The sequence below is a fragment of the Yersinia sp. LJYL362 genome, assembly GCF_048323875.1.
The window spans coordinates 14,914-37,366 of the sequence record NZ_JBLWEX010000290.1 but is presented as its reverse complement, the minus strand read 5'-3'; the positions used below and the strand labels follow the sequence as shown (position 1 = coordinate 37,366).

Sequence of the window (22,453 nt, the reverse complement as noted above, 5' to 3'; positions counted from 1 at the left end):
AAATCCCTCGGCTTATGGCTGTGCGGGTTCAAGTCCCGCCCCGGGCACCATGGAAACAAATCTAAGTAAAACAAAGTAGTATGAGTATGTCGTTAACCGCCGAGAGGCGGTTTTTTTGTGCCTGAGATTTGAAAGTGGCAGCAGAGTGACTACAAAATGACTACATTGTGTCTACGGCACTTTTCACACCCTCAAGGCTGCATCCAGTAGCAAGCACGATAAACCGCCAGTTATCCCCAATAAAATACTAATTACGCCAAATTTTAATAATAAAAAAACCTGCAATTTGCAGGCTTCTTCAATTACATCCACAACACGCCTTGATTTCCTTTAGGGTGGGGCGGTACAGCATTAATTATTCCCGGTTCCATTATCGTTTCAACGATAGTTTCATGGGTCTTAAAAGTTTTGCCGCAATTAATATTTGTGCACTGGTGATAGCGTTCTTTCGTTTCGTCACTAAGGTAACGGCTGGATCTCGCGTGTGCTGCAAATTTACAGCGTGGGCAATGCATCATATTTACCTCCGAAACTGCATATTCAATAATTATGCTGATCTTATCACCAGTATTCGCATTTGTGAAACAAATATCAATTAGTTGAATGCGGCTACTCTGTGGCCTCATAAGTCACATCCGACAACAACACTTCGAGAGATAACTGGGTGGTGTAGCCGCTGTTACTCAGGCTGTGCGTTACCTTGCTGATTATCCAGCTCTGTTGGTCTATCACCGATTTAAAGCCGCTAACCGCCACTGGTGTTTCAGGAAATAAATCAGCGCGCCCCATGGCTAAGGTGATAGAGAATTCAGCAACACCGCGCTGTAACTTCTCCCATTTAGATTGAGCGGCGCGCATGGCGGCTTTTTGCGTGGCATAAACCGTAGTAATAGCAAAAACGTTATCTTCTGACCCCACCAGATAATCCCCTTGTTTTTCCTCCACCGGCTTTTTCACTGCGGCGGCTTTGGCGCGAGTCGGTTTGGCTTTGGGGTGTTCCAGTGCGCGGAGCTGTTTAAACTTGGGCTTTCGCTGCAACTTAACTTTTTTCGGCTTGGCCGGTTTCGGGTCTTTGGTGTGCAACCAACTGGCACTCACACCGGTATACGCGCCCCGGTCAGCAATACTAAAGCTGTGCTGGTCGCCATCTTGCCGGGTGATCGTCATTTGTGGAATGGGTTTACCGCTGGCCGTGACACCGCTGCCCGGCTTGATAAATAACAATCGCCCAGCTTTGACGGCGGCCACCGCGCCATTCAGTGAAGCTAACCGGGTGATAAATTTGGCGTCAGTCTCTTGGGTCTGGTCGATATGAGAGATAGCGATATCCGCCAGCCCCTCGGCCAGCATCGCTTTCAGGTTGTTGCGCTCCGCCACTTGCGCCACCACTTTCCCCAACGTGGTTTCATGATAAGAGACTTCACGCCGGGTATTGAGCGAACCGCGAAAATCAGCACTGCGGGCGCGAATGGTCAGCGTATCCGGCGCGCCGTGGTGTTCGACCTCATCCACGGTAAAGTCGCCTTTACCCATCAGGGCCGAGCCTTTCCAGCCCAAGAACACTGACAGCACCGCGCCCCGCTCCGGCATGGCAAGCTGGCCGTCTGCGTCATCCAGTTCAATATCGAGCTGGTCAGCTTCAAAGCCCCGGTTATCGGTCAGGCTCAGAGACAGCAGCCGATCACGAATATTCTGGGTGATATCTTTCGCGTTAATGGTCATCATATAGTCTGGGGCCATATCCGCCCCAGCCGGTAGTGCAATGCCGGTCATCATGAGAATAACCCTCCGATTGCTGACTGGGCTTTATCGGCCATAGCCGTCGCTTTACCCAGTAATTGGTCAGCCTGTTGTTGCAGGTCGCCAAACATCGCTGTCAGTGACTCATCGACACGCAACAGATTGAGGGTGAACTCAATGCGCCGGGCGCTGCCATCTGCAAAAAACAGACTGCGGGTCAGGCTCAGGCTTTCAACCACAAACATACCGTATATCATGCCGCTCCCCTCAATCAGCGGCCATGCTTTGCCTTGGTTAGCCATAACCTCTAGGGCCAGCAACGACAGGCGGCCGCCGGTCAGTTCCGGTAGTAATACCCCGGATAGCGTCATTTTTTCGCTATCGACGCCAAGAAATTGCGCCGCCGGGCGCAAGCCTACCCGGCTGTTAGTGGGCCAACGATAATCAATATTGCGCCCCATGCTTTGATAAGGGGTGGTTTGTAGCATAAAGACAAATAAACCCAGTGATAACATCATGATTAATTCTCCATCTGGCCGCGCTGGCGGGCGCGCTTATCGCGTTCGTTCTTGGCAAGCGCATCGGTCATCATTCTCTCGGCATCCTGTCGGCTCATGCCCGGCGGAATCGTTATCTTGATATCGTTAGTGGTGACACTGCTATCAACGATAGTGGTGCCAGCATTCGCAGTCACCGGCTGATAACCGCCGTACAACACGCCGCCACTGGGTGAGTATCCGCCCGAATAAGGGTTATCTTTCGGGACGTTATCGGCCAGCCCGGTAGATTTGCTATCAATAACGCCGAGCTTTTCCAGTACCCAATCGATGCCACTGCGCAGAGTGTTCAGCGCATCCATGGGTAGACTGAGTGCCGCCGCCAACCCCTCGCCAAATAACTTGCCTGCGTTGGTCGCCACATCTAAGGTTTCCTGCGTGGCTTTGACCGGTTTAATCAGGTCAGCGAACCAGTTCGAAAGCTGTTTCACCTTGTCACTAAACCAGTTAAACACCGGTTTAAGCGGTTCAAAAGCGGCACTGATTGGCCCCATGGCAGCGGTAAAGCCCTCGGCCACGCCAGCAATAAAGGCGCTGATAGGTTCCCAGTATTTACGGATAAGCAGGCCACCGGCCACAATGGCCGCGACCACAGCCACTATCGGCCATGTTAGTGCCGTGAGCGCGGCGGCAATGGTTCCGGCCATCAGGGAAAAACCAGTACTCAATAGACCGGCCCCGGCCAACAACAGGTTAAACCCCGCCATGACCGGCCATGCAATCAGCCCCAATGCACCCAGCCCGGCGACCAGTGCCAGCGCCGCGCCGGTGACTTTGGTAATAGTGGCGACCAACTCGGGGTTTTTCTTGGCCCATGCCGCCACATTAATCAGCCAGTCGGTAGCGGTGACGGTCAGTTTACGCAGCGCAGAGTCTTGTTTCTCGAAGACTTCAATCTCTAAGTCTTCCCATGCCGAACTCAGGTTTTTCAGGTCACCGTCAAGGTTGTCCATTCTTACTGTGGCGATAGATTCTGCGGTGCCGCCCGCATTCATCAGCTTGCTTTGCTTCTCCGCCAGCTTGCCATTACCGGCTGCGGCCACCAGTTTCACCGCGCCTTTCATCGCCTCTTCACCAAAGATCACTTTCAGGTATTCGGCTTGCTGTGCGGTGCCTAACTTGTTCTTTTTAAACGAGCGGTCAATATCTTTGAGGATTTTCTCCACCGGCAACATATTGCCTTTGCCGTCGCGGGTGGTTATTCCCAGCTCGCGCAAGGCTTCCGGCGCTTTACCGACCGGTGCCTGTAAGCGGCTAAACACCGCACTGGTACTGGTTCCGGCCATACTACCCTTGATGCCGTTATCAGCCAGCACCCCGAGTAACGCGGTGGTATCTTGGATGCTGGCCCCAGCGGCTTCGGCAATCGGAGCGACATACTTCATCGCCTCGCCCAGCTCTAGCAAGTTGGTGTTTGAGCTGGTGAAGCCTTTCGCCATCACATCCGACACGCGCTTAATCTGGTCTAACGGCAGGTTAAACGCCGACTGCATGTTGGTGACAATATCTGCCGCCTCGGCGATATCCACGCCGGACGCCAGCGACAGGTTAACCGTTGGCTCAGTGGCGGCCAGAATGGCGTCAGCGTCATAGCCGGAACGGGCCAGCGTGTCTTGGGTTCGTGCGACATCTGTCGGTGAAAAGGCGGTTGAACCGCCGATATCCCGCGCCTGTTGACGAATGGCGGCCAGCTTGGTGTCGTGTTTATCCAGCCCCAAAATCGCCTGAGTGCCGGACATCTGGCTGTCAAACTGCATACCCGGCGCAATCAGTTTTACCGCACCATAAAGCCCGGCGGTTGCGACGCCAAGACTGGCCGCGCTGGTATTGCGCACTGCACTAGTGGCGGCTTTACCTTTCTGATAGCGATTACTGATACGGTTGAGTTGTTCCTGTTTCAGGCTCAGGCGTTGCAGCTCTTGGCGCTGGCGGCTCAGGGCAACCGTCGCCTCGGCGGCACTGCTGCGTAACCGGCGCTGTTCACTGCTCAGATTTTTGGTCGCTATCCCATCAGCATTGAGGGCGTCGCGCTGGCGCTGCACGGACTGACGCAGCCCGTTATATTTGGTTTGCAGTTCAGCCGCCGCGCGCTTGGCTCCCTCCATCAGTCGGGCTTGTTGGGCGGTGGGTTTCTCAGTGTTTTTAAAGGCAATCGCCAACGCCGCCGCATCTTCTTTGGCTTTTTTCAATGCTTGCCCAGTGACCGCCAGTTGGGCGCTGGCCTTGCGGAAACCGTCAATCTTCGCCGCCTGCGCATCAAGGGATTTGATGCTGCTTTGGGTGCTGCGAATATCGCCAGTGAGGGATTTACTGGCGGTTTGAATGGCTTTAAAGGGGCGGGTGGCTTGGTCTACGGCTTTGAGCAATACCTGTAGCTGTAAGCTCTTACTCATGGTTTACGGCTCCACTTCGTAGCAGGGCTTTATGACGCCAGCGCACCAGTTCGGTGAGACTCAAGGCCCAAAGCTCTGACGGCGGCCAGTGAAAAATGGCGGCAATATCCGCCATCAGGTCGTCAACTTCCAGTTTCGGGTCGAGCGTTACCCCGCCTGTTTCGGCGACAAAAAACCAATCACCTTACCGGCAAGCGCCACTAAATCCGGCAATTCCAAGCGGCTGCATTCTGCGGCGGTCAGTGTCGGTGTGGTGATCCGGGGTAACACCACAATCAGTGCATCCACATCAGAATGAGCGACATCTGAAAGTCGAACCCCGCGCAGCGCCCCGGCATTGGGGCGGTAAACTTCGATTTCGGTAATCAGGGTATCGCCACGCTTTAGCGGGGTTTCCAGTACCACCACATTCTCGTTAACCTCGGCGATGGTTTCAGTTTTAACAGTGAGTTTTTTCATGGTTTGTTCCAATTCAGTCAGGGGCCAGCGGGTGAGCACTGGCCGTCAGGGGTTAGCGGCCAATGGCCTTGCGTTGGGCTTCCAGCAGGTCTACGCCGTTAACCATTTCAATCAGGTTAACCACGTCAATCTCCATCACCACCTTGCCGTCAATGGTCAGCTTGTAGTAGGTGCACTGGGTGGATACCTTGGTTTCGGTGTCTTCCCCTTGCTTGGATTCGCCGCCATCAATCTCTTTATGACGGCCACGTATCTCAACTTCTACCGCTGTTACTTCGCCGGTATCGTCACGCTGATAAGCGCCCGCAAAGCGCAGCGGAACCCCGTCAACTTTAGGTGTTCCCCATTGCTGCAACACCAGCTCGTCGAGGCCACCCATCGACCACTCCATGGATAGCGCATCGTCATCCAGACCCAAATCAATCGGCGCAACGCCATTCATCCCGCCGCCCCGGTAGTTCTCCAGCTTGCGAGTGAGTTTCGGCAGGGTGATGGCGGACACTATCCCCATGTAATCCCGACCATCGTTAAACAGGTTCATCAATTTCAGCTTACGTGGCAGTGCCATAAGTCAGTTTTCCTTAGCTGTTGACGGCGGCGGCAAAGTTCACCAAATATTTATCAGTGATACGCTGGCGCAGGGTTAAATCTTCCAGTGGTGGCACTGGGGTATAGTCGTAATCGATAAACAGCTTGCCCGCTTTCAGGGTGTCTTTATCGTTGGCGCTGTCGTCATACCAGCAAGCGCCGTCAATAATCAGCCCGGCGGATTTCATTTCGCGGAACTTGGCATTGATGCTGCCAATCATGTCTTTGACCAGCGTCGGATGCATTGGGCGGTCAATCGCCCACAACTGTGCCTCGGCCATCGTGTCAGCCAAAATCTGTGCGGTGCGGGTGTAGTTCTCAAAGGCAAACAGTGGGTCGTCAGAACAGGTGCGCGACCCCCAAAACTTGAAGCCATCTTTGCGGATTAGCGTTGTTACGCAGGCTTGGTTTAGCAGGTCAGCGTCAGTGCCAACGGTCTGCAAATCCCAGTAGACGCTGGCAGAAATACCGGTCACGCCATTTACGCCGACGTTAGACAGGGTTTTATGCCAGCCGGTATCGGTATCAATCTTGGCGCGCAGACCGAGGGCGCGGGCGGTGGCATAAGCAATATCTGTGCTGTTGGCGGTGGTATTCCAGCTCAGGAAGTCCGGCCAAATCAACATCAGCTCGCGTTGGCTGAAATTGTCACGGTACAGGATAGCTTCGGAAAGGGTCTTGCAACCGTAGGCGCTGATATAGCCAAAGGCGCGCAACTGCTGGCAGATACTCGCCAGCGCAGTAGACACTTGTTGATTATCAAGCCCCGGCACACCAAGAATGCGCGGACGCACGCCGGTGACTGATTGCGCATCTAACAGCGCTTTCATACCGGTGTAGCGGCCGTTCTCGTCAGCACCGCCAATAATATTAGACGTGGTTTCAGCCTCATCTTTACCGGTAGCCACCCGCACCACAATGGTGACCGGGCGCGACTGTTCAGCAATCGCCAGCAATGACGCGGCCAGCGTGCCTTTTTTACCGGCTTTACCGGCAGCGGCGCGCACATCAGTAATCAGTACCGGGGTATTGAGGGGGAATGCGGTTGCGTCAGCATCATCGCCGGTGCAGACCATACCGACAATGGCGGTTGAAATAGTGGAAATGACGCGCGTTCCCTCGTTAATTTCGAGAACGCGGACGCCGTGATGGTAATCACCCATGGGGTAACTCTCCGTTGGTTAAGGGTGAGAGTATGGTGACGGCTTACCGCGCGGAGAGCGATTGATAGGCGATGTGTGGTGAGTGGCACAACGGAAAGCTTCGCAAAACTCAGATTAGAAATTGTGATTATTAGTGGATTTATCTAAAACTAAATATTTAGATTATTTTAGCTCGGTGCATGGTTATCTAAGTCTGCACCGATTAAGTCAAGTCAAGTCAGGATTTAACGACGTGTGTTGAATTGCTCTTCATTAAAATATTTTTTCTAACATATTCATATGGTTTTTCGATAGAGTTATACATGGCGATGCCAAATATAACCATGGCAATAACAAGAAGATAACCATGTGTTTCTTGATTAGGAAAACCAAAGACAAGGTAGATATAATTATATAAATATATTGAAAAGGAAGCTCTACCAATGTAAGAAATAAAGCCTAACGTTTTAGATGCATTAAAAACCCCGCAAAATGGACTTGTAATAATGGATATCATTAGAAGCCCAAAAATTAATGATGAAATTGATTCATATAGTATATTGCCCAATATTAACTTTGAATCAATCATTACCAGTGCGAAACTTATTATGAAGAAAATCAAACATGAGTATATATTTCCTAGGTATATTGATAGTTTCCTTTGATTAATATACAAGAGCCATCCAAAAACAAAAACTGGCAAGTACGCAAGAATACTCCATGAGACTATAACCGTCTCATTATACTTAAAGTGAATAATTGTAGATATACCACACAAAACCAAAAATAACCCGAATTTACTACTGCTCCTGGGAAATATAAATATAAGCAATGGAAGCAATACATAAAATTGCATTTCCACAGCCAAAGACCAATAGACGCCAGATACGGAATACATTGTATCTCTATCTAAGTTGTGAGTATAAAATAGATGCATTAAAACATCATATGTTTCCGTTGGTTTTACAGCAATAGCAAAAACATTAATCATTACAAACCAGAACGCAATAGATACATAGTAGGGGCCAGATATTCTAAAAAGTCTTTTTTTAAAGTAGTCCCAGTAGTCACGAAAAGAAAATATTGTTTTGCTTATTTTCTTTGTTGCCATACCCATGCAATATCCAGAGACGACGAAAAATATCCCGACCCCCATCCATCCGTTTAGCAATGGGTTATATAAATTCACACCGAAAAAATATAATTCAGGATTTATGTGCCTGTATACATGATAAAAGGAGACCATGATAACAGCCAGTGCTCTAAAACAGTCTATGACGTTGTTTCTATTGCTCATATTATTATCGCGCTTATGCTTTTAAACAATATTACTCTAATTCAAACAATGATTTCCAGAAAAACCTCAAGTTACCCCACCCAATAAACGCTAACTGAATGGGGTAATTATGTTACTCAGGTACAGCCACTCCCTCCCTTCCCATGAGTGGCAAGTTGTTATAGTAGTCTGCATACCTGCTATCACGGACATCTATTTCCGCAAGATTATCAAACTCATTAGGAGACTGTGGCCCTGCAAAAATGGAGTCAATTGTTGTCTGGTCGCTATCTGTAAAATTAACGTAAATCATTATCAATCCTCAAAACTCGTATTGGCATAGTAACGCGTTTAATGTTGAACCATTACCATCAGAATTTAACGTGTAGAAAATTACGGATGGTGTGGCAATATCAATAGTAAACGGTACAGTGACAGTACTACCGGTAAGAGCGATGCGCTTCATGCCTACCCCTGCTGACGTTGCCGCTAAATTCGATGCTGTTCCAGCGGAGTTCTGGCTTAATACTGCCGCATAACCAGAAATGCGTTTAGCATTGAGTGGAATAATGCTCGATAGGCTTAGCTGTACGTAAGATGATGTTGATGATGTAGTTGAAAGGGCAGTGACTGGAATAAAAGATACAGAACGCCCTCGCTGCTCACCAACAATGAGATGGTTTGATGCTGTTTTCCAAACGCTAACAAGAGCACTTGCCGCGAAACCAGAAGGCATATTACTGCCGTTATAAACCTCTGGCGCTACTGTCGATGTGGCATTCACGGCCAGCAGCGCGCTTTCCTGCGTGGTTGGATTATGAATTGCATACAACGCGACAAATCCATTTGCCGGGGCGATCCCTGTATCCATGCCGCCAGCACCAGTAATACCCAAATTCACTGATTTATTAAATCCAACTAATTTGTACTGAAGCCAGCCCTGCCCCGCCTGAACAATCAATTCCTCTGCTGTGAATGTCGCTATTGCTGATGCAGCCGTAACACTTATTCGGGCATTACGCGATGAGCCAATAACGCCGGTCAGTTGCGCCATCTGTAAATATTGAGAGTGCGGGTTATCGGCTTTTTGGTGGTCATCCAATGCCTTAGCGGCATTATCGGCGACTGTCTTGACCGCTTTCGGTGTGGCGGCTAACACTTCGCTGTCGCTGGTTGTGGCACTGCTTAATTTCACAAAGCCTTTTTCTGTCTTGCTGGCATCCGGGTGATTACGTGATTCCTCATGCTCAGTGAGCAGGTTGTCGGCGTACTGCTTAACCTCAATTACCTTATCATCCACGTACTTGCGCGTAGCCAGCACCACTGACGGGTCGATTTTTAGCGTGACAGCAGCAGTGCTACTGACAATTAAAATCATCCGAATGGTTTGGGTGCGCCCGCTGCCCTCTTGCAGTTGCGGCTTATAAGTTTCGGCACAGTTGGCAATGGCAATCAAATCACCGTTTTTATCCAGTAAACCAATCTCGCGGATCCACCACCCGCCCTCAGTCTCAGGGATAACCTGTTCAGCAATAATCTGACTGGTGTTAATCGGGTCAATGGTCAGCATGTTAAGGGCGGCGCGGCGCTGTTCATTCACCAGTTGGGTTTGTGCCGGGTTGGGGGTTGGCAGGGTTCCGCCGCCATCCCCGACTACCATTTGGGTAATCTCTAAGCGGGTGCCGAGCGCGGTGGCATTCGCCAGCTTGGCCGCGCCAATATTGGTCAGTAAAGCAAAGAATTTCGCTGTCATGGGTTCACTCTCAGGTCATCGATAATATGGATTGCGGCACTGGCGTAACCCTCGCCGGTCACGGTTAGGGTGTCAGGTAAATACGGGTATACGGTTAGCTCATCACCGCTGTAACTACCGGCGGCGATAGTCAGCGGGCCGCTACTGTCGAGATTGATAGACAGGCCGACTAAGTGGCGGCTGCATGGTTTGGCGTCGTCTATCAGTCGCTCCAGCTCTTGATACATCTCTTCGGTAATGCCGGTTTCCAACACGCCAACATCAAGGCGAAAGGTGCCGGGTGTTTCGTTGGTCTTCCACCACTCGATCACTTTGATGAGATAGCCCAGCGGCTCAACTACCCGGCGAATGGCGCCAATGGTGCCTTTGTGTTTGTGGACGTACTGCGAGGACTTCACCACCTCACGCTTGGTGGCTTCCGGCCATTTCTCATCCCAGCGGTCAACCGACCACGCCCACGCCAGATAAGGCAGCAGGGGTAACGGGCAAGTGTCGGCGTTCCAGAGCTGGCGAATCGGAACCGGGGTATTCTCCAGTTCGGCACAGGCGCGCGCGGCGGCCACTTCCAGCACCGACGAACCAACAGGCAATAAACGGTCAGTCATCAGTTCCCCCAACAGTGATGGCGCTGCCGGTGCAATAGGCCGCTTGGGTTTTATCCAGCACCACATCAGCCAGGGGGGCATTAATTACCGCCCGCTGGACGCCCTCAACATGCAGCGCGGCATAGAGTGCCGACAGACGAATATCGCGACCAAGGCGGCGCTGTGCGGTCACAAAGGCGGTCAGTTTCTTCTCGGCCGCAATACGTACCGGTTCAGCCTCCGGTCCCGGATGCAGATAGAGCACCGCGTCAATCTCATAATCTTCAATGCGGGCGGATTGCACCGTCACCCTGTCAGCCACCGGCCGCGTGTTCTCATCATTCAGCGCGGCTTCAACCACGGCCAGCAGTTCGGCTGAGGCTTCGCCGTTGCCCTCGCGAGATAACACCGTGACCGTGACACAAGCGGGTGTCGGACTGATTGCCGAGGCATCGGCCACGCGGCCGTCGGCACTTTTTGCATGATATTCATATGCACCGGTTGGCCCCGCCACGCTCAAGCCCTCAAAGGCTTGCGGGATACGCACCCGGAAATCACTGTCAGACTCTATCACTGCCTCAATCGGTGGAATCGCGGTGGGGTCTGCCGGGGTGATCACCAATCGCTCAACATTGTTATTTGCGCCGAGCTGGTCTAAGTCGCTGCCGACGGCATAGGCCATCATCACCGCGCGCGCCGCATCATTGACGCGCTGGCGTAATATCACTTCGCGGTAAGCATTTTCTTGCAACAGCTTGACCAGCGGCTCGGACTCCAGCGACAAAGTGCGGGCTACGGCGGCGCGCTGTTCTTCTGGATACAGGGAAATCAGCGTGGCTTTGCGCTCGGCCAGCAGGGTTTCATAATCCAGTTCTTCCACCACAAACGGCGGCGGTAACAGGCTAAGGTCAATGGTTGCCATAGGGTCAGCTCACAGGGATGGTTAAAGAGAGAGGGGCCGCGCCATCAGTGCGGGTGCCAGTGATATCAACCACCATTTTTCCGTCAAAGGTGGTTTCAAAGGTGATGCCAGTCAGCTTAACCCTCGGCTCCCAGCGCAGAATGGCACTGTAACTGGCAGCCATAATTTGCAGGCGCAGGGCCGGATTTTGCGGCTGGTCAATCAGCTCCGATAGCAGCGAACCATAAGCGCGGCGCATCACCCGCGAACCAACAGGGGTGATAAGAATGTCGGCGATTGATTGGCTGATATGGTCAGCATCGGTGATGCTTTGCCCGGCGTTGCGGCTCATGCCGAGATATGTGGCTGTAGTCATTTAATCCCCTCCGTATAATCCCCGCCGCGCAACACGCCGCCGTGGTCATGCTTATCGACTACCACGCCATTGGATGAGAACGAACCGCCGGAATGTTCAATGTTGCCGCTCATCTTGCCGCCTTGGGTCACATTCAGTGTGGCGGTGGTCAGGTTGTGGGTGCACTCCACTTCGGGCGTATCCAGTAGAATTTTGACCGAGGCGGTACAGGTGATAGTGGGGGCGGTAACATTGACCGATTCACTGGCAGTGATAACCGCTGTCTTGACGCCATCAGCCCGCAACTCGCCGCTATCAGGTTCATAGTGCAGCGTGGCCCCGTCAGGAAAGGCGAGATACAGGCCATTCGCTGAGGTCGATGGCGGCGGGAAGTCATCAGAGAAAATACCCGGCAGCACAAAGGCGGTGTCCAGTTCACCACCGAGGGACAATATCAATACTTGCTCACCCTCGGACGGTGCCCACCATGATCGCGATTGACCAGCACGCAGCGTCAGCCAGTTTAACCAGCCGGTGGTATTGTCCCCCGTCGCTACACGGCACAGGGCTTGGTCGAGATCGACCTCTGCCACCGTACCAATGCGGATCAGGTTGCGCAGCAGGCGCAGAATTTCAGTGATTTGAGTTTGCATGGGGGAAGCATGCTATCGGAGATGGTAATCTTCAATCTGGTAGGGTTGTAAGAGCTTTAGCACAACAAAACTTGAAATAACTTGCTAATCACTAAATTGATAGTAATTTATTATAGATAAATTTTCAGTATCACATTTTTTTCATGATTATCTTTAATTCTGGGGAAATATAACACTCGTCAGGAGAAGCGCAGGTATTAAAAAGCCATGACAAAGATTATATACAAGGTGTTATTAATACACTGAATTAATCAATAACTTTTCGAGGCTAACGCTCTTATATATGCATTTCATTAAGGGCCATAATTTAAATTATTTGACCCTTGATAAATAATTCTAGAATGGTATGTCATCATCAAAAGGATCAGGAAGGTCAAAAATGGTAATGGCTTGCTTACTCCATTTACTTAGAGGGATGATCTTTAACTTTAGTTCATCATCAAATATATTTCTTTTCACTCTAATGCATTTTTTAAATTTTTGATGGTCAAAGTCATAATGTTCATCGGGTGAAGTTGCCTCATCATATTCAAATCCTCTGGCTGAAAGAAGTTCAGATAGTTCGTTGAAATCAAAAAAACACACCCGATACTTTATATCTGCTACTTTTTTAATATCATTAAAAGCTGGGTGAGTGAACATTAAGACTTCTTTGATTACAGCATCATCATTTTTTTGCTTAGTTAGAAGTGAAACTAAGTTATTAAGCGTCTCAGTTGTATTCTTTAAGTCCGTTATCAGCTCAACTTCGCTAAGACGAGATGTAGACATAAGAAGTCGTTGAAATAATCCAGCCCACTGTTCCTTCAAGAATCTCAATATGTCTTCTGACGTTTCAAATGACTCAACAGGATTACCTACTTGCAATGAGTATATTGACTCAATAAATTCAAATATTTTTACATTATCAACCGATACGGGTTTAAAACCTTTCACATCCCGATTTGGAATGTAGGTGTAGTATTCTGAATGAACTGACTTTTCTATAAATATATATATTTGCTTTCCCTTTTTAATTGCCTCTTTAATTTCATTTTGAGTTACTGAGTTTTCATTGGATTTGGATTGACTCCCATATTTACCTCCAATGATTGCAATTAATATATCGCAATTATTTATTTCTCTATAACAATACTCTTCAAGTGAGTTATCTTTCCCATATGGGACATGTCCTCTCTCAAAAAGGATAGCTTCGTAACCAATTTCTTTTATAAATCTCTCTAAATTGGCTCTTATACTTCTTAAGTCAAAAAAAGTGGAGCTTACGAAAATACGAGGCTTTGCCATGATAACTCTGCAATAATATGGTTTTGTCGAATAATATCCACACTTGTTCAGTGGTGTCAATGTATTAAAAAACATTTCACTAATGATGTGATAAAGCCTCAAGTATTGTTTTTTCAATAAGATAGTGATCAATTTGACTGAAACCCAGCAACGGCCGCTCGTCATATTGCACATTTTTACTGTGCACGTTCGGACGATCACGCAGGCCAAAATGATGCACCCGCGCCATCCGTTCCACGCGCCCGGCAAATTCGACCACCGCCGCATCGGGGCTGCTGCTAGCTTTCATATAGCGCGGGGTACGCAACTTGGCGAACATTTCCCGCTTAATGCGGCCTTTGGGTTTACGCAGTGGTTGAGATTTACGCGCAGCATACGGGGTGCCGTCGGGCGCTTGCTGGCGTTTAATGCGTTGCTGTTGACTGGCGCGCAGGCGCTTGGCAATAGTGACCGCCAGTGCCTTGCGCGCTTTGGGTGTCAGGCTGGCAATCAGCCCGGCCAATGCATCGTCAAAGGGTTTCAACTCATTCATTGGATCACTTCGCCGTTAAAGTAGATGGCTGTTGGCCGTGTTGGCGTACCCGGCCACGCCGGTTCCAGCGCATGGTTAACATGCAGTGCACCGTCTACCTCTTTCACAATTGCCCGCTCAGTCAGTTGCAGGTCGATACGGATATCACTCAGCACATCACTTATCACATCAACCTTATGAATAAAGCCGCTGCGGCGCTTTTCTTCTGTCGCCATGATGTCCGGTTGATGTTCCCGTAGCCATGCCAATATCGGTACAAAGAGATAATCAACATCACTGGAAAAATCCTCAATAAACAGCGTCAGCGTATATTGATTTTCAAAAGAGAGCGACGGGGCCAGTGTCGAGACAATGCGCCCGCCATCAACAAACATTTTTAGCAGCTCCGGGTTAGTCTGGAACAGTGGCAGACTGTCGGTTAAGGCTTGACGTAGCAATTTGGGTTTTAACATGGTGTTGTTCCTGACACTGTTTAACGGCTTCCACTTGCAGCCCGCAGGCCACCAGTGCAGTTTCTAACTGGCGAATATCGGCACTTAAATCACCGTTAACCGCCGGACTGCTGCCCGGCAGCGGGCAACTGGTCACTGTCGGACAGCCAACGTAAATAATCGTTGGGGCTGGCAAACGCGGGTCTTTGGTGCAGCCGGATAACGTCAGCAGGCAAAGCAGTAGTAAACCAATCACGCAAGACTTTATTTTCATTGAGTAACCTTTGAATTTTCTGTTCACGCGATAATGACAAGGTGCTGGCGTGGCTCAATGACTGGCGCAATGCCCGCTCATTGTCTGCCTGTTGCCGGGCCTCATCTTGTAAGCGGGTGATCACGTTGTCCCGGCTCTCAATCCCAGCGGATAAAGTGCCAATCTCAGTCTTGGCGCTGTCTAACTCTTTTTTCAGGTTATGGGCGTGCCACGCTAGTAAACCCATCATCGAAAGGTATAAAACGATTATTGTGCGCATATCAGACCCCGCTCAGGCAGTGTGTTTGTTCAGTGGCGCGCCGACGTTCCAGCCCTTTGGTTTTCACGCCATTGACGTACACCCAGCGCGGCAACTGATTGCAGGCGCTGCGCCAGTCGCCATTGTTGATATGAAAGGCAAGTGTCGAGCGACAGGCTGCGCCGGTGCCGACGTTAAAGGCGAACGACACCACCGCGTCATAGACCGGTTGCGGCATGGCAACCGGCATACACACTGCCATAGCCCGCTCGACCCGCAGCACATCAGCCACGAGATTGACCGCCACCTGCCGCTCACTGATAACGCTGCCCGGCTTCACTCCGGCGGTGTGACCGATGCCATTTGTCCAAATATTGGCGCTGCACTGGTAGGCGTTGAGCTGGCAGCCCTCATAATCAGCAATCAGTTTTAGCCCGGCGGCCGATGTTTTAAGCGTCTGGTAGTTTGGCAAGGTGGCGGCCAGCGTCAGAATGACCCCGACCAGACAGCGCTTAACGATTGAGTTCATCGAACACCTCCCGTCTGATAACCACTTCTTTCAGCAAGAAGTAGCTCTTGCGCCGGTAGTACCAGTTGATAAGACAGGTGGCAGCAGCGGCCACCGCCGCCACATAAAACGCGATATCTTGCGGACTTAGTGCGCCAATAAACGCCAACAGCAGCGCAAATACATAGGCTACCGCAGAGCTGAATTTCTCCATGTTTAATCCCATAATTGAACGGTTTCTCGTTGGGCTGCCGGGGCCATATCGGGCAACTCCACCGGATAACCATGGGGCAGAATCGCCCCCAGTTCCGACAGCCCCGGATTCGCGTCATAGACTTGCTCCAGCACATCTTGGGTGCGGCCATAATGTCGCCAGCACAGTGCGTCGAGCGTGTCGCCTTGCAACGCGTTGACCTGCATCAGATAAGGCCAATAATGCTGTGAGGCTGCCCGGCAATGTTGCGAATGCTAATCCGTGCATCGCGCCACAGCTCATCAACGGTGCTTTCAATAGCCTCCGCGCGTTTATCACCGCGCGCGCTGGCGTCATAGCCGCGATAACGCTCGGCCAGCAGTGCGGCAGTAATGGCGCAGACCGCACTTTGGTACTCGGCCAACAGGATGCTTTCGCCGTCCAGTTGCTCGGCCTGCACCTCGGCCAGTGTTTTAAAACCATCTGCCATCTGGTCACGGCGGTAGTCGAACAGCTCGGCGTTAACCTCGGCGATTGCGCCCTTGATGGTAAAGCGCAGGCGTTCGGGTGTGACGGTTCCCTCAAGGCGCAGCAGTTCGCGCAGTTTTATCGGGTCAACCGCAGGCCAGAAAAAGGTATTTTCAATCACCGGTTCGGCCGTTTTGTCGGGCCGTGGCGCGGGGATAACAACAGTGGTCATGGCAACCTCAATATCAGAATGGGTGGGCGGTGGACGACGGCGTTAACAAGGTGAAACCTGTTGCGGCCATCGTGCCGCCCGGCTCGGGGAGCGTTCGGGTTAACGGCTGGCGGCGTTCTTTAACTTCACGGCCAGTCGCTCAATGTCTTTTTTGACGCCACAACCGGTATGCAGTTGGAGTGCGCGGTGAAGATGGGACAGGGCCAACTCGCCCCGGTCACTGTCACGCAGCACATAACCGGTGATTTTGTGCAGTTTGGCGCGCACTTGGTCGGGCATGTCTTCATCTTCCATCAGCTCAATGGTTTGCAGCAGAGGGTCAATATCAATCGGCTTACCTGTGGCATAGGCACGCGCCGCAGCGTCCGCGACTTCCTCGGCAATCAGGTAAGCGGTCGAGCGGGTAAAACGGTCAGTTGGCACTAGCTGATAACGCAGGGCATAACGGGCGATATCCAGTGCACCGGGGATATCCCCGGCATCCAGCCGCCAAATCATGATGGTCATGACAATGGCGTCCTGCGCGCCTTTCCCCTCACTTAACACGCCAGAGATCCACGGCAGATAATCCGGCAAGAGTTGGCGTTTCAGTTCAGCTTTACGCTCGTTTGAACGCACCTGTTTCAGTTTGCGTTTATCTTCATTGAGTTTGAGCAACATCAACTCGTAGCCGGTAGCGTGGCGCAGCGGGTTATCCCGCTGCTGTGAGGCAGCAATAGCCGACTGTTGGATAAAGTGGCGGCGCGCAGGACTGGTCATGGCTTATTTGCTCCCTTTGGTTGCCGGTGTTTCGGGAGCGTTTTCCATCGCGGTCTGCGCGTCGGTGGTGGCTTCCGGTTGGGCTTCATTAGGGTTAGCCGCAACGTTCACCGCAGCCATGATCGCGGCGGCAAGACCGTCATAGTTCGGGGCATCAGATACCATCAACGCGCTTGCACCCCTTACGGTTTCACCGCCACTTTTTGCCGATAAAATCTCGATGTTTTCCACCAGACAACCGCAGGCATAATCCTCCACCACATAATCCTGTTTAATGGATTCGTAGTTTTCGATGCGGTCACGCTTGGCGTTCTCATCAATATGGCGGCGGTGCGAGTCTTCCAGCCAGTAAATAGACAGGTTATCGAGACGGGTGATCAGGAATGCGTTAGCCGGGAAGAACGGCACACGAATAGCCGGTAAATTGCCGATACGTTTCTGGCTGATAATCAGGTCAGCGGCGAGGGTTTCGCTGTTTTCCTGCTCTTTGTTGACGATGGGGAAGTATTTATCCTGCATCAACTGACGACCCGTGATAACCACCAGTTCAGGGTCTTCCTGATGCCATTCAGCAATCATGTTATTGGTGGCATCCATCACCAGCGCATCCAGATTGACGTAATCACCGCCATGGCCCACACGGATTTTTTCTGACACAACCTCGCCATCTTCACCGATGATGTTACTCATTACACGGGTTGGCGCATTGGTGCGGTATTTTTGTAACCAGCCCGGCGCGATATCCTGCAACAGCGGGTTTAGTGCGCGGTTAGAGGTTTTAGCGCGGTGGGTGCCATTGAAGCCTGCCATGATGCGGTCAAGTGCCTGGCGCTTGATAATGGCGTCGCGCAAACGAGTCTGGAAATCTTGATAACGCGCCCACAGGTCAAGGGTGTTATAGCGAATGTGGAAATCGTAGTTCACCTGCTCACAGAAATACTTCTCACTGTCCAGTGAGGCAAACTCGGCAGTTTCGCGCTCGTCGCCGCCGTCAGTATCGGTGGTGCTGGCAACCGAGCCATTGACACCAAGGCCGACCTTTTCGGCGGTCAACTCAGATACTGGCACAATATTGATACGGCTCAGAAACTCTGAGGACTCTTGCACGCGGGTCATGATGGTTTGCGTAACAGAGGGTTCGACGCTGAATTTTTTATTCAGGTCGCCAGTTTCTACCCCGTTCAGCTCGGCTTGACGGGTCAGATAGGTGTTAAATTTAAAACGGGTTGCTGGGCGCATAATAATCCTGATTCAGTTAAATAAGGTGTTAATGAAATAGCAATTTGGCCGCACAGCCGGCGGCCAATGACCCCAACTAGCAGTCGGTCAATACATCGTTTTGATTGTTGCCGCCGGTGGATTCCGGGCGCTTGGTCTGGCTAAAGTTTTCAGTGATAGAAAGTTTGTTTTCGATGGCCGTAACCCCTTGTTTTCCCTTTTCGATGCTTTGCTTAAGCTCTGTCACTTGGTCAGCAAGTTGCTTCTCAATGGCGGTAAAGCGGGCTTCAATGGTTTCGCTATGCCCCTGCACATGCTCCGCCACCGCGTTTACGGCCTCATGCACATCATTAAAACGCGCATCATCAGTCGCCTGCTTGCGACTGAATATTGACTTCACCACGTTAAACAACGTGATACCCGGCTCGGCCACGTCTTCAAACTCCAGTTGCACTTCAACCGCGGCCGAGAACAAGTTTTCCGGGTTAGATTTGCGGGCGGCCAGTGGGTTGTGTTTGGCTTTGGCGCTGAATTCCAGCATTTCAGTGCCGAGACTGGCGGGGTCATCGGTCACCGCCAGCCCGACCAGATAGGCTTTACCGGTATTGGCAAAATTCGGGCTAATTTCCATGGAGGTATAAATTTTCTGTTGGGCTTTGTTCATCTGCACCAAATCATCGGTTGGGCTGATTTGGGCGAACAACGCACGTTTACCATTCAGAATGGAATCGTCTTCAATGGTTTCCGCTTTAAGTGCTGATACATCGCCATAACGGCGGAAAGGGCTGTCAGGGAAATAACTTTTCAAATGCTCCAGATTGATGCGGCAACCGTAGACGCGCGGGTCAAATGACTCGGCCATCTGGTTGATATCGTCGGCGTCAATCACTCGCCCGTCGCAGGTATCACCCTCAACGCCGATACGAAACCATTTTGATACTTTCTTAGCCATAAGTGGCTGCTCCATTCAGTGTGATTATGATTATTCGGTTCGGGGCTTAGTTTCCTGATGGATGGCGGCAGCAACAACGGAAGCCAGTTGTGACGGGGCTGGCACAACAGCGAGGACGCGCAGAGGGTCGGGCTGGTCGCGTAGCCTAATGGCATGAATACGACACCGAGCACCATCATCAGCGACCCACGGCGACAGGCGGCTTTGCTTTACTGGCAGGGCTTCTCTGTGCGCCAGATTGCGGATACGCTAAGCCTGAAATCGCCGACTGTGCAGAGCTGGAAGAAGCGCGACGGGTGGGACGCCATTGCGCCCATTTCTCGCGTTGAAACCAGCATGGAAGCGCGGTTGATTCAGCTCATCATGAAAGACGCCAAAGAGGGGCGGGATTTTAAAGAGATTGACCTGTTAGGCCGTCAGATTGAACGACTGGCGCGGGTGAACCGCTATAGCCAGACCGGCAGCGAAGCGGATTTAAATCCGAATGTGGCGAACCGCAACAAAGGGGATCGCAAGACCCCGGATAAAAACCTGTTCAGCGAGTCAGCGATTGAAAAACTGGAATCCATTTTTCACGAAAATATCTTTGATTATCAGCGTAACTGGTTTGAGGCCGGACTCGCTCACCGTATCCGCAATATCCTGAAATCGCGCCAGATTGGTGCAACATTCTTCTTTGCCCGCGAAGCACTGTTGGATGCCATCACCACCGGGCGTAATCAGATATTCCTGTCCGCCAGTAAGGCACAGGCGCATGTGTTCAAAAGCTACATTATCGACTTTGCCCGCATGGTTGATGTTGACCTGAAAGGTGACCCGATGGTGTTACCGAATGGGGCGCGCCTGTTCTTCCTCGGCACTAACGTGCGCACCGCGCAGAGCTACACCGGCAATCTCTATCTTGACGAATATTTTTGGATACCCAAGTTTCAGGAGCTGCGCAAAGTCGCCAGCGGCATGTCATTACACAAAAAATGGCGTACCACCTACTTCTCCACGCCGTCGAGTCTGGCGCACAGTGCCTATCCATTCTGGTCAGGTGAGCTGTTCAATAAAGGCCGCCGCAATAAATCCGACCATATCCAACTGGATCTCAGCCACAGCCATTTGGCTCGTGGTGCGCTGTGTGATGATGGTCAGTGGCGACAGATAGTCACGGTGGAAGATGCACTGGCGGGCGGCTGTAACCTGTTTGACCTCAACCAGCTCTCACTGGAATACGGCCCGTCAGAATATCAAAACCTGTTGATGTGCGAGTTTGTGGACGATCAAGCGTCAGTGTTCCCGTTCGCCGAGTTGCAGGCTTGCATGGTGGACAGTCTGGAAGAGTGGGAAGATTACAACCCGTATTCGTTGCGGCCGTTTGGGCATCGCCCGGTGTGGATTGGTTACGACCCGTCCGAGGCCAACGGCGGCGACAGTGCCGGGTGCGCGGTGATCGCACCGCCGATGGTGCCGGGCGGCAAGTTCCGCGTACTAGAGCGCCACCAGTGGAAAGGGATGGATTTTGAGGCGCAAGCCAAGCATATCGAAGAGCTGACGCAGAAATATTGCGTGGAGTATATCGGTATCGATGCCACTACCGTCGGCCAAGGCGTTTTCCAGTTGGTGCGCCAGTTCTTCCCGGCCGCAAGGGAAATCAAATACACCCCTGAAATCAAAACCGCCATGGTGCTGAAAGCCAAGCACACCATTAATAACGGCCGTCTGGAATATGACACCGGCCACACCGATATCACCCAGTCATTTATGGCAATCCGCAAGACCATGACCGCCAGCGGTAAGAGTTCCACTTATGTTGCCAGCCGCAGTGAAGAAGCCAGCCATGCCGATGTGGCGTGGGCGATTATGCACGCCCTGTTAAATGAACCCCTTACCGCGACATATGGCGGTCACAGCCCTAATTTCTTGGAGTTTTACGGATGAGTAAGCGCAAAGGCCGCAAGGCATTAAGTCGCCCAGCAACCAATCACACTGCCAGCCAACAACAGCCGGTGGAGGCGTTTACCTTTGGCGAACCCTCCGCCGTGCTCGATAAGCGGGAAATACTGGATTACATCGAATGTACCGGCAACGGTAAATGGTATGACCCGCCGATTAGCTTTGACGGGCTGGCGCGCAGTTTCCGGGCGGCGGTGCATCACAGCTCACCGCTGTATGTGAAACGCAACATACTGGCAAGCACATTTATCCCGCATGCAATGCTCAGTCAGCAGGCATTTAGCCGCTATGCGCTGGATTATCTGGTGTTCGGCAATGCGTTTTTAGAGGTGCGCCGTAACCAACTGGGCGCACCTCTGCGCCTCGACCCCAGCCCGGCCAAGTACACCCGCCGGGGACTTGAAAAAGATTGCTATTGGTTTGTCCAGAACTGGAAAGATGAACACCTGTTCGCCGCCGGGAGCATTTTCCACCTGATAGAGCCGGATATTAATCAAGAGCTTTACGGCCTGCCGGAATATCTCAGTGGTTTAAATTCTGCCTGGCTCAATGAAGCGGCCACGCTGTTCCGCCGCAAGTATTACCAGAATGGCGCGCACGCGGGATACATCCTGTATATGACTGATGCGGCGCAAAGTAGTAGCGATATTGAGGCCATGCGTAAAGCGATGCGCGACACCAAAGGGTTAGGCAATTTCCGCAACCTGTTTATGTACGCACCTAATGGCAAAAAAGACGGTATCCAGATTTTACCGTTGAGCGAAGTCGCCACCAAAGATGATTTTTTTAATATCAAGAACGCCACCCGCGACGACCTGCTTAGTGTGCACCGGGTGCCGCCGCAGATGATGGGGATTATTCCCAACAATACCGGCGGTTTCGGTGACGTGGCGAAAGCCTCACAAGTCTTTGTCCGTAACGAGTTAACGCCGTTGCAAGAACGATTGAAAGAGGTCAATGACTGGATAGGGCAAGAGGTGATCCGGTTCAAGCCTTATGAACTGATAAGCGAGGAATAA

General features: G+C 51.4%; 28 protein-coding genes. 2 read left to right on the top strand and 26 right to left on the bottom strand.

Annotated elements, in window-relative coordinates:
* Positions 1–302: 302 nt before the first annotated feature.
* The 26 genes from ACNSO8_RS20205 to ACNSO8_RS20080 all read right to left on the bottom strand — a co-directional run bounded on the left by ACNSO8_RS20205 (position 303) and on the right by ACNSO8_RS20080 (position 19,493).
* Complete coding sequence (locus tag ACNSO8_RS20205) at positions 303–518, bottom strand: DNA-binding transcriptional regulator (protein ID WP_014609037.1); 216 nt, start codon at positions 516–518, stop codon at positions 303–305.
* Positions 519–609: 91 nt separating this feature from the next.
* On the bottom strand, positions 610–1,776 hold the full coding sequence (locus ACNSO8_RS20200; RefSeq protein ID WP_418395671.1) for a phage late control D family protein: 1,167 nt from the start codon (positions 1,774–1,776) through the stop codon (positions 610–612).
* Positions 1,773–2,258 (bottom strand): phage tail protein, encoded by a 486-nt coding sequence (locus ACNSO8_RS20195; protein WP_046695148.1) that lies wholly within the window; start codon positions 2,256–2,258, stop codon positions 1,773–1,775. Before ACNSO8_RS20195 ends, ACNSO8_RS20200 begins: the two co-directional genes overlap by 4 nt.
* Before the next feature lie 2 nt (positions 2,259–2,260).
* Positions 2,261–4,690: a phage tail tape measure protein gene (locus tag ACNSO8_RS20190; RefSeq protein ID WP_418395670.1), complete on the bottom strand. Its 2,430-nt coding sequence runs from the start codon at positions 4,688–4,690 to the stop codon at positions 2,261–2,263.
* Positions 4,683–4,805, bottom strand: coding sequence for a GpE family phage tail protein (locus ACNSO8_RS20185; protein ID WP_004875948.1), 123 nt, complete (start codon positions 4,803–4,805; stop codon positions 4,683–4,685). The genes ACNSO8_RS20190 and ACNSO8_RS20185 overlap by 8 nt, the downstream gene beginning before the upstream one ends.
* Positions 4,806–4,837: 32 nt before the next feature.
* Positions 4,838–5,149 (bottom strand): phage tail assembly protein, encoded by a 312-nt coding sequence (locus tag ACNSO8_RS20180; protein ID WP_418395669.1) that lies wholly within the window; start codon positions 5,147–5,149, stop codon positions 4,838–4,840.
* Between the two features lie 52 nt (positions 5,150–5,201).
* The gene (locus ACNSO8_RS20175; protein WP_050941465.1) at positions 5,202–5,717 is read right to left on the bottom strand and encodes a phage major tail tube protein; all 516 of its coding nucleotides are present in this window, start codon (positions 5,715–5,717) and stop codon (positions 5,202–5,204) included.
* 13 nt (positions 5,718–5,730) lie between these two features.
* Positions 5,731–6,900 carry a phage tail sheath protein gene (locus ACNSO8_RS20170; RefSeq protein WP_418395668.1) on the bottom strand — a complete coding sequence of 390 codons (1,170 nt, stop codon included), beginning with the start codon at positions 6,898–6,900 and terminating at the stop codon, positions 5,731–5,733.
* 217 nt (positions 6,901–7,117) lie between these two features.
* On the bottom strand, positions 7,118–8,176 hold the full coding sequence (locus ACNSO8_RS20165; RefSeq protein ID WP_418395667.1) for an acyltransferase family protein: 1,059 nt from the start codon (positions 8,174–8,176) through the stop codon (positions 7,118–7,120).
* A 301-nt stretch (positions 8,177–8,477) separates the two neighbouring features.
* Positions 8,478–9,908, bottom strand: coding sequence for a phage tail protein (locus ACNSO8_RS20160; RefSeq protein ID WP_418395666.1), 1,431 nt, complete (start codon positions 9,906–9,908; stop codon positions 8,478–8,480).
* Positions 9,905–10,513 carry a phage tail protein I gene (locus tag ACNSO8_RS20155; protein WP_418395675.1) on the bottom strand — a complete coding sequence of 203 codons (609 nt, stop codon included), beginning with the start codon at positions 10,511–10,513 and terminating at the stop codon, positions 9,905–9,907. The genes ACNSO8_RS20160 and ACNSO8_RS20155 overlap by 4 nt, the downstream gene beginning before the upstream one ends.
* Positions 10,506–11,414, bottom strand: a complete 909-nt coding sequence (locus tag ACNSO8_RS20150) for a baseplate assembly protein (protein ID WP_418395665.1) — start codon at positions 11,412–11,414, stop codon at positions 10,506–10,508. Before ACNSO8_RS20150 ends, ACNSO8_RS20155 begins: the two co-directional genes overlap by 8 nt.
* A 4-nt stretch (positions 11,415–11,418) precedes the next feature.
* On the bottom strand, positions 11,419–11,769 hold the full coding sequence (locus ACNSO8_RS20145; RefSeq protein ID WP_418395664.1) for a GPW/gp25 family protein: 351 nt from the start codon (positions 11,767–11,769) through the stop codon (positions 11,419–11,421).
* The gene (locus ACNSO8_RS20140) at positions 11,766–12,401 is read right to left on the bottom strand and encodes a phage baseplate assembly protein V (protein WP_418395663.1); all 636 of its coding nucleotides are present in this window, start codon (positions 12,399–12,401) and stop codon (positions 11,766–11,768) included. Before ACNSO8_RS20140 ends, ACNSO8_RS20145 begins: the two co-directional genes overlap by 4 nt.
* A gap of 336 nt (positions 12,402–12,737) precedes the next feature.
* A complete protein-coding gene (locus ACNSO8_RS20135; protein ID WP_193588354.1) occupies positions 12,738–13,688 on the bottom strand; it encodes a DUF4062 domain-containing protein in 951 nt (316 codons plus the stop codon).
* A 79-nt stretch (positions 13,689–13,767) separates the two neighbouring features.
* Positions 13,768–14,220, bottom strand: a complete 453-nt coding sequence (locus ACNSO8_RS20130; RefSeq protein ID WP_418395662.1) for a phage virion morphogenesis protein — start codon at positions 14,218–14,220, stop codon at positions 13,768–13,770.
* Positions 14,217–14,672 (bottom strand): phage tail protein, encoded by a 456-nt coding sequence (locus tag ACNSO8_RS20125; protein WP_418395661.1) that lies wholly within the window; start codon positions 14,670–14,672, stop codon positions 14,217–14,219. Before ACNSO8_RS20125 ends, ACNSO8_RS20130 begins: the two co-directional genes overlap by 4 nt.
* Positions 14,611–14,880, bottom strand: a complete 270-nt coding sequence (gene lysC, locus ACNSO8_RS20120) for an Rz1-like lysis system protein LysC (protein WP_418395674.1) — start codon at positions 14,878–14,880, stop codon at positions 14,611–14,613. The genes ACNSO8_RS20125 and lysC overlap by 62 nt, the downstream gene beginning before the upstream one ends.
* A complete protein-coding gene (lysB, locus tag ACNSO8_RS20115; protein WP_418395660.1) occupies positions 14,768–15,184 on the bottom strand; it encodes an Rz-like lysis system protein LysB in 417 nt (138 codons plus the stop codon). The genes lysC and lysB overlap by 113 nt, the downstream gene beginning before the upstream one ends.
* A 1-nt stretch (position 15,185) precedes the next feature.
* The gene (locus tag ACNSO8_RS20110) at positions 15,186–15,692 is read right to left on the bottom strand and encodes a lysozyme (RefSeq protein ID WP_418395659.1); all 507 of its coding nucleotides are present in this window, start codon (positions 15,690–15,692) and stop codon (positions 15,186–15,188) included.
* Positions 15,676–15,885 (bottom strand): HP1 family phage holin, encoded by a 210-nt coding sequence (locus ACNSO8_RS20105; protein WP_005163750.1) that lies wholly within the window; start codon positions 15,883–15,885, stop codon positions 15,676–15,678. Before ACNSO8_RS20105 ends, ACNSO8_RS20110 begins: the two co-directional genes overlap by 17 nt.
* A gap of 2 nt (positions 15,886–15,887) precedes the next feature.
* On the bottom strand, positions 15,888–16,091 hold the full coding sequence (locus ACNSO8_RS20100; RefSeq protein ID WP_049634775.1) for a tail protein X: 204 nt from the start codon (positions 16,089–16,091) through the stop codon (positions 15,888–15,890).
* Positions 16,091–16,564 (bottom strand): head completion/stabilization protein, encoded by a 474-nt coding sequence (locus ACNSO8_RS20095; protein WP_418395658.1) that lies wholly within the window; start codon positions 16,562–16,564, stop codon positions 16,091–16,093. Before ACNSO8_RS20095 ends, ACNSO8_RS20100 begins: the two co-directional genes overlap by 1 nt.
* 99 nt (positions 16,565–16,663) lie before the next feature.
* A complete protein-coding gene (locus tag ACNSO8_RS20090) occupies positions 16,664–17,323 on the bottom strand; it encodes a terminase endonuclease subunit (protein WP_418395657.1) in 660 nt (219 codons plus the stop codon).
* 3 nt (positions 17,324–17,326) lie between these two features.
* Positions 17,327–18,562, bottom strand: coding sequence for a phage major capsid protein, P2 family (locus ACNSO8_RS20085; protein WP_418395656.1), 1,236 nt, complete (start codon positions 18,560–18,562; stop codon positions 17,327–17,329).
* A gap of 76 nt (positions 18,563–18,638) precedes the next feature.
* Positions 18,639–19,493, bottom strand: coding sequence for a GPO family capsid scaffolding protein (locus ACNSO8_RS20080; RefSeq protein ID WP_418395655.1), 855 nt, complete (start codon positions 19,491–19,493; stop codon positions 18,639–18,641).
* Positions 19,494–19,646: 153 nt separating this feature from the next.
* Between ACNSO8_RS20080 and ACNSO8_RS20075 the strand changes: the two genes are divergently transcribed.
* Positions 19,647–21,419, top strand: a complete 1,773-nt coding sequence (locus ACNSO8_RS20075; RefSeq protein WP_418395654.1) for a terminase ATPase subunit family protein — start codon at positions 19,647–19,649, stop codon at positions 21,417–21,419.
* On the top strand, positions 21,416–22,453 hold the full coding sequence (locus tag ACNSO8_RS20070) for a phage portal protein (RefSeq protein ID WP_418395653.1): 1,038 nt from the start codon (positions 21,416–21,418) through the stop codon (positions 22,451–22,453). The genes ACNSO8_RS20075 and ACNSO8_RS20070 overlap by 4 nt, the downstream gene beginning before the upstream one ends.